Source organism: Mycobacterium timonense (assembly GCF_025821985.1).
In the GTDB taxonomy this organism is placed as follows: Bacteria; Actinomycetota; Actinomycetes; order Mycobacteriales; family Mycobacteriaceae; genus Mycobacterium; species Mycobacterium avium.
Genome location: NZ_JACKSY010000102.1, coordinates 1 through 11,402, shown reverse-complemented (window position 1 = coordinate 11,402; position 11,402 = coordinate 1). Strand labels below are relative to the sequence as shown.

The following is an 11,402-nucleotide window of genomic DNA, read 5'->3' as shown; positions in this document are numbered from 1 at the left end:
CTATAACCGACGCCGACGCCATTCAGCCCTCGATATGATGGCCCCGGTCGACTTCGAAGACCGACTCACTCAGACGGCAAAAGCCGCCTGACCCTGTGTCCACTAAACGGGGTCAAGCCCACCGCGATGGCGCTCACGGTTTGCCTTCTTCGACGCCTACGGGCTTCCGTCGTCATCGCCGCAAGCGCGAGAAGCCTATAAGGCGCTGCCCTTCGGTGCCCGAGTCCGCCTCACCAGCAACGCCATGGCGTTTCTGTTCGGCCCGTTGTATTTCATCGCCAAAGGCATGTGGCGAAAAGGCCTTACACTGCTCGCCGTCGCTGGCGCCGTCGCGGTGGTCACAGTCGCCATAGACATGCCCGACTCGCTTGCCCGTGCAATCGGCTTAGGTTTTGCCGGGCTGGCCATGACGATCGCCAACCACGCCTACTACCTACACGTCGCCAAACACAGCCAGTCCTGGAATTTCCTCGAAGGATTCAATCGCCGCCCCAAAGATGAGTGACCGAACAGCGCAGCCGCAACGCCGCGCCCGCGGTGGCCGAATGTGACTATGCGCCACCATCTTTCGACGGGACGATCATGCCAATCGTGGCGGCTATCAACCAGACCCGCAGCGAGGAGAGATGACACTGCTAGTGGCTTCCCACGCCGTGCTGATCACCTTCATCGTCGGCGGCATTGTCGCTCTGATCACTCGCGGCGTACGACGCTCACGAGCGAACAGACTGGATCCACACTGGAAACCACACCGCACCCAACCCGGGTACGAGGCATCCGTCTACGGCGCTATGCCCAACACGCCTCTTCCCGAATGGGCCTACTGGAATGACGACGTCGACGAGGAACACCACGACGACCGGGCCGGTTGAGCGGTCGCCACATTTCTAGCCCCACCGCGAAGATCAGCGCGTCAGCTTGCACGCCAACTACCGCCGTTCGTCCTCACCGAAACCGCCGCCGTCGTGTTCATTTTGAATGCTGCGCAACATTTCAAGAGCCCGAAGGTGATGCCCGGGGCGTGGCAGTGAAACGCGTGCTCGGGATCCGACGACCACTCTGCTGAACTGCATCGCCGACCTCTACCTGTCAGATGGGTCTTGTCCTACGGTCGTTGGGCAAGAACAGACATCACGGTCGATGTGGACGACACGTGGTTCGCAGCGTCGCTTGAGAACATCTGCATAAGCTGAACGACCGTGGCATGGATCTGGCGTGGCTCCTGAGTGGGGTTGTGGTGTCGGTCGAAAATCGGCTCACGGTGTGCAATGCGATTGCGTACGACGTTGATGTCCCGAAGATCGCTATCGACGGCCGAACGTGATGTGCCCTTCGGATAGGCAAAGTGCACGTATGGGACCCAAATCGATTTTTCGTGCGAAGCGGTCGTCAGGGAACGCCAGAACCCGAAGTTTAACTCCGCGATCACCTTGCCCGCCGTAGCACTCACGCCGCCGCACTTGTGTATCGCGGAGTCCACCGCTTTGCGGTTGACGTAGTTGACGTCGGTGCCGCGCTTGAGCCCGCTGCGGTTGGCTTTGATGCGCCAGATCGGCATCACCACCGGTGAAGACGGAGACAGCAGCCAATGATCAGTGCCGGCCCACTTGGCGGTGAATGCAGCGTCGTATGCGTTGCGGAGTGCCACCTCGAAGTGGGCGATGTCGCGCATGAGTGCCTGCCCGAGAGCTACATTCCACTCATACACGGCCAACGCGCGGCCGCGGTCGTTCCCACACAAAGTCACGTACTTGTGAAACCGTGGTGCGCTTAGCCAGGAATCTATCCATTGGTCTGACAACGACCAAAACCCCTCACACATGCTAAAGCCCCGGCGACATAACCTAACGGTCAGCGGTCCACACGGGGCTAACGACGATTAATATAGGCCCTCAGGTACACACACGTCAATGCCTGAGAGGTCAGGCGCAGCCGATCATCGCCGCAGGCCCGCGCTGCCATGCTCACCGCGGCAGGGAAACATTAGTCGCTACGGATTGGTTGGCGCTCGGATCGCGGTGGAGCAAGTGTCGTCCACGCACCGCGGTCGGCGCGAGGTTCATGCTCGCCATCGTCTTCGCCGCCGCTGACTGGGTGTCAAACATCAGCGCCGCCAAAATATGAGAGGCCCCACCAACCGCTGCCTGCCTGTCTCGGCCTCGCATCGGGTGTGCTCCAGGACCTATTTCGCTCGCGGGCGGAACGGCAGCTGCCCGGACTGCGGGTCGCTGGCGAAGCCGATCGAATCCTCGACACGTGCGCGGATGACGTCAAACGTCACGTACCTCATGCGTCTACGACGGGCCCGGAAGTGACTCGCCGGAATGCGAAGATTGGCGTGTGCCGGACTGGACCTACCACCCGCTTCGCCCTCTCGCCACAGCTGTCCTGGGCGAGCGCCGTACCCAAGTCCTGGCACTGCGATTCCTGGCGGCGCTCATCAGGCATGCGGGCGGACGGCGGTGGATCCCCGTGGTGTTTGACCACCCGACGCCGTTGCCGGAGTGGTCTGGTCGGTTCGGCGCTTCCGTCCCACCTTGGATCGCCCGCGAAGCCATAACCGTTCTCCCGGTACAGGGAGCCGGTGTCATCGAGATCAACCCGGTCCGGATCAGCGACGTGGAGCTGGTGCGGCGCGCGGCCGCCGGCCGGCGCTGCCGCGTCACCGCGGTCGCCGACAGTGTCGAGGTGTGCGATGCGATCGCCGGCGACGTCGACGCCGTCAGCATCGGCAATCCCGCTGATACCGTACGGCTCTCAACCCCGAACCTCGCGGCCGCCATCGAGGCGCTCGCCGACCCGTCGACAACCGTGCTCGCCACTCCCCCGGTCCTGGTCGCTGCGGGACCGGGCTGGTTCAACCGGGTGATCGAGGCCGCCACGCCGACATCACCGCCAGCACCGTGGCGCGATATCTCGGCCGATCCGAGGCGCTGGCCGGGATGGCTGTGGGCCGCGCTTGTCGGCGTGGGCTTGATCGTGGCCGGCGCCGGCGCAGCGGCGATCACGTTAGGTCCGGTGCTGCTGTGGTACGACCGCGACTACCTCGGCGCCTCCGTGTCAGACCTGCATCACTTCAATCGCCATCTGGTCGGCTTCCTCCAGCACGATCGGATCACGATGGCCGGCAACATGATCGGCATCGGAATCCTCTACCTCGGGCTGGCCCAGCAGATGAGGCAGGGCTACCGCTGGGCGCGGCGCGCGTTGCTGATCTCGGGGCTCGTTGCGTTCCTGAGCTACTTCTACTTCCTGGGAACAGGATTCGTCGAACCGCTGCATACGCTGGTCGTGATCGTGCTGTTTCCGATGCTGCTCCTTGCGGTGTGGCGCGGCCCCGCCGACCCGCATTGGCCGCCGATCGCCGAAGGACCCGAGCCGCAGCGTCGTCGCGCGTTGTGGGGTCAACTGCTGATGATCGGCGTCGGCGCTGGCTTGGCCGTGGCGGGCGCGGTCATCTCGATGGTGGGATTGACGTCGGTGTTCGTCCCGACCGACCTCGATTTCCTGGGTACGCACGCCGAGCATCTGCGCGCTGCCGACGCTCATCTGTTGCCGTTCATTGCCCACGACCGTGCGGGGTTTGGTGGCGCGCTGGTGGGCGCGGGACTCGCCGTCCTGTTGATCAGCATGTGGGGTTGGCGCCGGGGGCAACGGTGGGTGTGGTGGTGCCTGCTGCTGGGCTGCGCCTTCGGGACAGTGCCGGTACTCGTTGTTCATTTCGCGATCGGCTACACCCACCTCGAGCATCTGCTGCCCGTTTATGTGCTCGTGGTGGCCACCGCGACCTCGCTGGTGCTGTCGAAGGACTACCTCACCGCGCGAAACGGGTATCGTGCCGGACCGGTCACTTGGGAGATGGCGCGGCGGCCAAGGGGGACAGCGTGATTGGCGAGGCGCTTGCAGAAGCGGCACTGGAGATTTCGTCTTTGAGCAGCTCCGCGGACACAACATCAACGGGCAGATGCAACAGCTCTTCGAGTTCTATTCGGATACCCGAGAGTCGGGCCAAACGACTCCCCTGACCGTTCTCTGCAAGGTCAACCAGGATATCGATGTCGCTTTCCGGTCCCGCTGTACCGTGCGCTACCGATCCGAAGACCCGTGGATTGCTCGCCCCGTACTTTGCGAGGACACCTGCGATCGCATCGCGATGCCTACCGATTGCGGTGAGTGCACGTCTGCTGTATGGGCTGGTCACAACTTGATTCTACGTACTCGCGACCACCATGAGCAGGAGCGAGTCCTGTGCGGCCCGAACGGTATTGGCCGCGCATGAACTGCCCTGGCCAACGAAAATATGAACGTGGATGATCGAGCCGAATCTGACTTAGCTTGGGAACTGGCTGATGCGGTGTGCCCTCTGCTCGCCGACCATGAGCGTGACCAGCTCTACGCCGCCATCGGTTCAGGCGATTCATACCGAGCGATCGACACCGTGCTGCAGACCATGTTGGCTGCGAGTTGGCCGCTATCTCCCGAGCTCATAGCCAAAGTCACTAAATGGCTCGACGCCTACACGCACAGCGACGAGGCGCCGCGGCTACGCGGACTGCTCGATGCCATCAAATCACTGTGACGTCTCCCAAGCAGCAGCGCCCTGCCCTCCACGCGGAGATAGAACCCGAGCCGACTCGACCGGACGTATCCAATCGGATACACATGGAGTGTGTCTACAGCAGAACGGATCCTCGTGCAGGCACGCGAAGCGTCCGGCATGTCGCAGGAAGCGCTCGCCCGCCGGGCTCATACGTCGCGGTCAACACTGTCGGCGTACGAGCGCGGGCGTAAGTCGCCGAGCCTCGACGTAGCGGCCCGACTTGTGTCCGCCGCGGGGTTCGATATCGCCCTGCAGCCACGGATCCAATTCGAACAGCGTGCCGTTGATCGAGGCCGGCCGGTACTGGTCCCAACACGATTGCCAAGACTGCCGCTGAATCTGGCTTTCCGCGCAGTGGAATTACCGTTCCACCTGAACTGGTCGGATCCCGGGCGACGATACGAATTAGGCGACCGGCGTCAACGGGCGCGGGTGTACGAGATAGTCCTGCGCGAAGGTACACCCGACGATGTCCTCGCCTACGTCGATGGCGCGCTACTGATGGACCTATGGGACGAACTTGTTCTCCCCGTCGCGATACGGCGCGCGTGGGAGCCCGTAGTTACAGCAGGCGCGTAGGTGGGCTTAACGCCTTGGCACGGGAATCTTTTCGTTAAGCGAGGCTGAGGTTGAGGCGGCTGAAGCCGATCTCGTACGAGCCGTTGAGTTTGATCCCGAGGTCGCCGGTGCCGGTGTTGGCCCAGCCGAGATCCTCGCTGCCGATGTTCTCCAAGCCAATGTTGATGCTGCCGAGGTTGTCCAGGCCCACGTTGTAATTGCCGTTGTTACCGAACCCGAGGTTGATTGAGCCTGCGTTGCCGGCACCGAGGTTGATGCTGCCGGTGTTGTTGAAGCCGAAGTTGGCGGTGCCATTGTTGTTGAAGCCGATATTGAAGTAGCCGGCGTTGCCGCCTCCGATGTTGAGGACCCCGCTTTGGTTGGACCCGAAGTTGCCGATGCCGGTGTCGTTTGCGCCGAAGTTGAAAAAGCCGAGATCGTTGGGGCCGGCGTTGAACAGGCCGATGGATCCGGTGCCCGGGTCGAGGAAGCCGAGCCCGAAATCGTTCAGCAAGGAGTGTTCGGTACCTGAGACGGCGCCGATAACGGCGTGTTGCACACCGCCGACGAAGCCATCGACAACTCCGCGAACGTCACCGATCACTCCGTGGAATATGGAGTCGATCCCACCCAGACCGGCATTGAGGGCGCCTTGCACGTCGCCTTGAAGTGCCCCGACGATACTCGGGCTGCCCGAAGGTCCATTGCCGCCGCCAGGTCCGGGTTGGCCAAGCAGTCCAGCTGCTCCACCGAGACCACCGGGCCCGCCGGCGCCCGGGCTACCGGCAACCGGTCCTGCGGCCCCGCCGGGGCCGCCTGTTCCGCCGGCGCCGCCATTGCCGACGAGCAGGCCGCCGGCGCCGCCGCTGCCTCCCGGGCCGCCATTGGCGCCGTTGCCGATGACCGATCCGGCCACGGCCCCGGGCGCACCGCTACCACCGGTGCCGCCGTTACCGAGCAACCCGGCCGATCCCCCGTTGCCGCCTGCGCCGTTGTAGCCGTTGCCGCCGTTGCCGATGAGCAGTCCTCCGGGTTGTCCGTTGGGACTAGTGGGAGTTCCGTTAGCGCCGTTGCCGATCAGCGCCCGTCCCAACAGCAGCTCGGTAGGGGTGTTGATGACGTTCTCGATTGGTTGCAGCGCTGGGCTGTCAATCAGATTTTCCACGGTTTGTAGCGCGGACGTGGGGACGGTGTTGACGGCGTTGTCCAGGGCCCGTAACGGCGAGACGTTCGCGGCTTCGACAGCGCCGTAAGCTGCGCCGCCGCCGGTGAGGGTTTGGACGAACTGCTGGTGAAACACGGCCGCCTGGGCAGTGAGGGCCTGAAATTCCTTACCGACGTCGCTGAACAGCCCCGCAATGGCCGCTGAGACTTCGTCAGCGCCAGCCGCTAGCACCCGGGTTGTGGGTTCGGCCGCCGCAGCGCTGGCGTCGCCGATGGTTGAGCCGATCGCGTCGAGATCGGCTGCGGCCGACGACAGCTCCTCTGGGACTACGCTCACAAATGACATTTGGATTCCCTTTCGTACCAAGGCAACTGGCGTGATGAACTGCCCCCCGCGGCGTTCGGTGATATCCGGAATAGCCCGGCCGGGCCGGAGTCGGCGCAGGATCACCAGTGCAGCTATTCTACGTTATAACGACGCGATACTTCGAGCGGCATGAACAATTTGGAGAGTGTTCAGCCAATGTCGTCTCATGGTCCGAGCAGCGCCCCGCACGGCACGATGAGCAGGCGCGTTCTGCGAGGCTTCAACCCCACCGAATTCGCTGCTCTGCGTCTCCGCCGCGGCCTAACCGTGTCTGAGGTAGCACGGTTGGCCGACGTAGCCCACTCGACGGTGCATGCGTGGGAGGCCGGGACGCGTACCCCGCAGGTCGATCTTCTGGTGCGGGTGATGGCATTACTGGAGGCCCCGATCGACGACGTCGTGACGATTGCCCCCGACGAGCGCTACCCGGGAGACTGGCGGGTGATCCGCGGGTTAACCCAGCCGCAATTAGCCGCGGCGGCCGGCATCGCCACTAACACGCTGCGGGGGATCGAACGCGCCGACCAGGGCCTCACTGCCGCGAACGCATCCGCGTTGGCCCAGATCTTGGGCATCTCCGTCGAGCAGTACCGGGCCGCATATCAACGGGCGCGCCGCCGCCCGCCCGGGACGCCAGCCTGACCTCCGCGCCGTGCATTCGTCGCTAACCGTGCTGAAGACGCGCGAATTCTGCTCGGTGATCGCAGCGCGGCCCGGCGACTTTCCCGCAAGCCACGACGCTGCCCGACTGGCCTCCGCTGTCGAGCTCGACTTGCGGCACACCAATAGTCGTCCACGCCCGCAACTGATGGATCGTCAAGCAGGCCAAAGCGCATCGGCCCCGCGCGTGTTGATGCCGAGCTGCCTGCGCCGCCACAGCAAGACTGGCGTAAACGAACCGAACGCCGGGGGGGACACGATGCGGGCGAACGCTGGCCGCAGGGGCGGGCAGGGACTTCAGTGAGCGAGACCGACACACTGTTGGCCTTACTGAAGCGGCACTACATCAAGCCGGGCGCAGACCTGCCGGGCGGTGTGTTTCTGCCCGAAGTTGGGATGAACGGCGGCTGGGGAGCCGGCAGCCGCTGCGACGCCATCTACATCGGCTTCACCAGCAGCAGCGGCCGACTGCTGGTTGGCCACGAGCTGAAGGTCAGCCGCGCTGATTGGCTCAACGAACTCAACACACCGGGCAAGGCTGATGCGTGGGCAGACGAATGCCACGAATGGTGGCTCGTGGTACCCAGCCCCACGATCGTCCAGGCCGGGGAACTGCCCGCCGGGTGGGGGCTGATGCATCCGGGCCGAAGCAAGACCCGGATGCAGGTGCACAAGCCAGCGACTCGTAAATCAGCGGATCACCGCCCGTCATGGGACGCAGTCCGGTCGATCATTGCTCGTTCAGACACCCTGCGCGCCACCGCGATTCATGAGGCCCGCGCAGCGGCGAGGAAAGAGGCCGAACAGAAGATCACCGAAGCCGTCGACGCCGGCGTGGAACGGCGGTTGGCGCGCCAACCCGATGCCGAGGACCTGCAACGCAAGCTCAAGGCCGTGGAGGCCGCGCTGGGCGCGGAGATTGATTGGGTCGCCAGCGAGAAGGGCCGAACCACATGGGGTGACCGCGTCACCCTGGGCCAGATCGAGACGATCGCCGCCGCGGTGCGCGCCTACGGGGCAGTCGAAACGGCGGCGCAAGCGCTAACTGCACCATGGCGGGATCCCATTCGAAATACCAAGGATGCCGTCGAAGGGCTGGCCGCAGCACTCGAGGGCCTCAGGAGCATCGCGCCCTCGTGAGAAGTGATGGGCGGTAATGCCGGTGTCTGGCTGAGCAGCACCACGTAAACCAAGGGGGGACAATCACAATGAAGTACATCAGCGACGAAAGTGGGCGGCGGGTAGTCGAATTGACTCAACGCAACTTGTTGGTCCTACTGGCTAAGCTCGACGACCCACTGAGCTCTCAAGCCCTCATCGACGGAGAGGGCCGAATCCTGGTGCGAGCCATCGAAAATGAGGCGCGACCGGACGATGCGACAGCCCGGGCGAGGCTGTCCGAGGGGGTAGTCGAACTGACGCGCAGCGATATTGAAACGCTGCTGGCAGCGCTATCACATCCAGGGCAGGATGCCACGCTGGTTCGCGGTGGCTCGGAAATCGTGGTACGCGCCGTGGAGAACACCGAGCATTACCGTGACCGTCCTCCGGGAAGAGTGTGGATGCCATCTAGCGGGCAAGAGCTTTGACCCGAATGGCTGGGTGGTCGACAGTTATCGGCAACCAATGAACAGGAGTCACAGGCATGACTCGATGCAAACATCCACCCGACCGTGATTGCCATATCTGCGGGCGCGCTCCAAGCCCCCCACTTCTCACCTGCATTGACCCGCCAAGGTGCTGCCTATGCGGCCCTGATGACCGCAGCGCGCATGGATGCTGCTACCACGACGGCGACGCGCGCCGAAACTAACAATCGCAGGCATTTATGACTGACCGTTGCCCAGGAAGTCATCGCTTACCGGAGGCGTGCGTCCCTGGCCCGACTACGATGATGATGCGCGGTATCTGCGCGTATTGCCGACGCGAATACCAACTGATTTGGAACGGCTCGATGCGTATCCATAACGGACTGCCGAAACGTCCAGATGGCGGCTGCCCGTACCGCTGCCCTGGCCCGGAATGCGACTTCGGCTGCTACTTCCCGTCACTATCCGCAACAACCAAAGGGTTAAACGTAAGAACGCGGTCTTGTCGGTACAGAGAGGAGCGGCCCGATGTTGATGTCAATCAAGGCGGCTGATCTCCAGGTTGGCGACATCGTTCGCATTACTGCCGGAGTCGCTGGTCGAGTGAACAAAATCCTCGACACCACGTACAAGACCATTACGTACCACTTCACCTACACGCAGTGTGATGCCTATCCCAGCTCGGTTGGGAAAAGCCGGTCAAACAGGCACCTGCTTCGAACTGAGCTTGAAGTCGACAGGCTGACATGAGAAGAACGGAATGGACACGCCCCGTTGGGACATTCCCGAACCGCCGATGCAGCGATACCGCTGCGAGCACGGCTACACAGGCCAATGCCGATGCCATCGGACAAGCCACAGCGCGGCGGCGGGTGGCTACGAACCCGGAGACCGGCGCGGCTACCAGGGCTTGGCGCTTGGTTATTGGTGAAAGGATGGGAACCGTGTGGCAGGCATTCCCGGCGCGGCAACTGACAGGACGGCCCTACGTGTATCACGCATACGTAGGGCATGAGCGGCCCGAACGCGAATGCGGGCACGACCATCGTCGTGCGCAGCGTGCCGAGGAATGCGCCCGTCGCTTGGCCGCTCGCCTCAACCGCAAACCGACGTAAGGATTGAGTTAGATACAGGAGGTAGTGCGATGCCGTGCGATAAGGAGGACAACTCGCGCCATGACGTTAGAACGATTCACGGGCCCGTTTGCCATCGGTGACCGTGTGCGCTGGGAGTCAGGCGGCAAAGGGCACTTCGGAACCGTCGAGAACATCATTCGCGGCGCCGACGGCCGACACTTGCTCGTGCGTCACGGACGCGATCCGCTGATCTATGTGCATGAGTCTCGCGCGGAACACACGGAGATGACCGGAGAAACATGACAATTCACCATTTCTCAGTCACCGTCACGACCGGCGCTGGTCGTGACGCAGCATGGGCCTACCTCAATGAGCTTTTCCACGACGACGCCAACGACGACTATGCGGCGGTGGTCGCCAAGGATGAAAGCTGTTGAGCCGCATATCCAAGAACGGATGCGGCTGCTCATGCAGCAAGCCATGGCCACCGGAAAGCTGATCGGCGTCCGGCTGAGATAGGCCGTGAAGGGAGACGAGGTAGATGTCCGAGGTGCTGGTAGTTGGTCCTCACGAACTTCGTCCGGGTGATGAGATCGTCGGGGTCCAGCGGCGCGGAGCGGGCGACACAGTCTCCCCGCGAAGCAACAAGATCGTCGAAGTCGGCGCGAGCGAGGATCCCGTTACCGGAGGCGAATGCATCCCACTGCGCCGCCGGGCAAGCGATCCGGATTGGTATGAGCTAAACCTTTGGAAGGGAAGCGAATACGGGGACGACACCCTGTTTCACGTACAACGGACCTGAAGCAGCGCCGCTGGCGCGGGGCGAGGGCGCGGACCCGCCAAACGGTGCAGCGCATGTAGACGACGGTGTCGCAACTGTGGCCGCCCTGGGCAAGCCTGCTTGGAGAGAGCGCGGCGACGCCGGTCTTCAGCGCCGCCGTTAAGAGCTGCGTGGCCGGCGTTCCCGCGGCTTTGCCTCGCCACGCCGAATGCGTGCGCGAGCGGCCATGATTGCGGCCAGAACCGATTCCTTCACACTGATCACAGTAATAGGCGACACGGGTGCTTGGCCGCCGTTAAAGTGACTGCGACGTCCAGTTACCTTTGCTGGACACTTCATCGGCGTGAGCCCGTAGCCGACGCCGCCGGCTACGGGCCTTAACCGTGCGGCCCGTTGCAGCGTAGGGGTTTACGGGTTGATCATCGCGAGTTGGTAGGCGGCGTAGGCGGCTTCGTCGAGGCGGTTGTTGGCCACGGCGTGTTGGCCTTCGACGTACCAGTAGGTGGCCAGGATGGCGGCGTAGTCGGCGGGGCGTTCCAGGCGGCGTTTGCCCACCCCCCAGCGGGCCGCCCACAACCGGGTGGTGGCTTCTTTGAGGTCGTTGGGT

14 protein-coding genes and 1 pseudogene are annotated in these 11,402 nt (G+C 63.4%); 11 read left to right on the top strand and 4 right to left on the bottom strand.

What is annotated here, in order from left to right; all coding sequences use genetic code 11:
* Nucleotides 1–193: 193 nt before the first annotated feature.
* Both H7I87_RS22435 and H7I87_RS22430 read left to right on the top strand, forming a co-directional pair.
* A pseudogene (locus H7I87_RS22435) lies at nt 194–505 on the top strand (DUF2628 domain-containing protein); the annotation flags it as partial.
* A gap of 121 nt (nt 506–626) precedes the next feature.
* On the top strand, nt 627–872 hold the full coding sequence (locus tag H7I87_RS22430; protein WP_083071789.1) for a hypothetical protein: 246 nt from the start codon (nt 627–629) through the stop codon (nt 870–872).
* Nucleotides 873–1,105: 233 nt separating this feature from the next.
* Here the strand turns inward: H7I87_RS22430 and H7I87_RS22425 are convergent, their stop codons facing one another.
* Nucleotides 1,106–1,672 (bottom strand): hypothetical protein, encoded by a 567-nt coding sequence (locus H7I87_RS22425; RefSeq protein ID WP_244179175.1) that lies wholly within the window; start codon nt 1,670–1,672, stop codon nt 1,106–1,108.
* 668 nt (nt 1,673–2,340) lie between these two features.
* On the opposite strand from H7I87_RS22425, the gene H7I87_RS22420 reads away from it, so the two are divergent.
* Entirely contained in the window at nt 2,341–3,888 is a 1,548-nt protein-coding gene (locus tag H7I87_RS22420) for a hypothetical protein (protein ID WP_083071788.1), read from the top strand.
* On the opposite strand, the gene H7I87_RS22415 is transcribed toward H7I87_RS22420, so the two are convergent.
* On the bottom strand, nt 3,848–4,201 hold the full coding sequence (locus H7I87_RS22415; RefSeq protein WP_083071787.1) for a nucleotidyltransferase family protein: 354 nt from the start codon (nt 4,199–4,201) through the stop codon (nt 3,848–3,850). The genes H7I87_RS22420 and H7I87_RS22415 overlap by 41 nt on opposite strands.
* 105 nt (nt 4,202–4,306) lie before the next feature.
* Here H7I87_RS22415 and H7I87_RS22410 point away from each other — a divergent pair, with 105 nt between their 5' ends.
* A complete protein-coding gene (locus tag H7I87_RS22410) occupies nt 4,307–4,579 on the top strand; it encodes a hypothetical protein (RefSeq protein ID WP_139800236.1) in 273 nt (90 codons plus the stop codon).
* 90 nt (nt 4,580–4,669) lie between these two features.
* Entirely contained in the window at nt 4,670–5,179 is a 510-nt protein-coding gene (locus H7I87_RS22405; RefSeq protein ID WP_139800235.1) for a helix-turn-helix transcriptional regulator, read from the top strand.
* 34 nt (nt 5,180–5,213) lie between these two features.
* Here H7I87_RS22405 and H7I87_RS22400 read toward each other — a convergent pair whose 3' ends face one another.
* Nucleotides 5,214–6,668: a PE domain-containing protein gene (locus tag H7I87_RS22400; protein WP_083071784.1), complete on the bottom strand. Its 1,455-nt coding sequence runs from the start codon at nt 6,666–6,668 to the stop codon at nt 5,214–5,216.
* 150 nt (nt 6,669–6,818) lie between these two features.
* Between H7I87_RS22400 and H7I87_RS22395 the strand changes: the two genes are divergently transcribed.
* From H7I87_RS22395 to H7I87_RS22370, 6 genes are all read left to right on the top strand, one after another.
* Nucleotides 6,819–7,331 carry a helix-turn-helix transcriptional regulator gene (locus H7I87_RS22395; protein WP_308010115.1) on the top strand — a complete coding sequence of 171 codons (513 nt, stop codon included), beginning with the start codon at nt 6,819–6,821 and terminating at the stop codon, nt 7,329–7,331.
* Between the two features lie 318 nt (nt 7,332–7,649).
* Nucleotides 7,650–8,489 (top strand): hypothetical protein, encoded by an 840-nt coding sequence (locus tag H7I87_RS22390; RefSeq protein ID WP_083071782.1) that lies wholly within the window; start codon nt 7,650–7,652, stop codon nt 8,487–8,489.
* 68 nt (nt 8,490–8,557) lie between these two features.
* Nucleotides 8,558–8,938 (top strand): hypothetical protein, encoded by a 381-nt coding sequence (locus H7I87_RS22385; protein ID WP_085241545.1) that lies wholly within the window; start codon nt 8,558–8,560, stop codon nt 8,936–8,938.
* A gap of 1,175 nt (nt 8,939–10,113) precedes the next feature.
* Nucleotides 10,114–10,317 carry a hypothetical protein gene (locus H7I87_RS22380; protein WP_085241543.1) on the top strand — a complete coding sequence of 68 codons (204 nt, stop codon included), beginning with the start codon at nt 10,114–10,116 and terminating at the stop codon, nt 10,315–10,317.
* On the top strand, nt 10,314–10,451 hold the full coding sequence (locus H7I87_RS22375; protein ID WP_158084976.1) for a hypothetical protein: 138 nt from the start codon (nt 10,314–10,316) through the stop codon (nt 10,449–10,451). Before H7I87_RS22380 ends, H7I87_RS22375 begins: the two co-directional genes overlap by 4 nt.
* A 104-nt stretch (nt 10,452–10,555) precedes the next feature.
* Nucleotides 10,556–10,816 (top strand): hypothetical protein, encoded by a 261-nt coding sequence (locus H7I87_RS22370; RefSeq protein ID WP_139800233.1) that lies wholly within the window; start codon nt 10,556–10,558, stop codon nt 10,814–10,816.
* Nucleotides 10,817–11,203: 387 nt separating this feature from the next.
* On the opposite strand, the gene H7I87_RS22365 is transcribed toward H7I87_RS22370, so the two are convergent.
* The coding region (locus H7I87_RS22365; protein WP_264002877.1) for a hypothetical protein at nt 11,204–11,402 on the bottom strand (199 nt) is incomplete at its 5' end.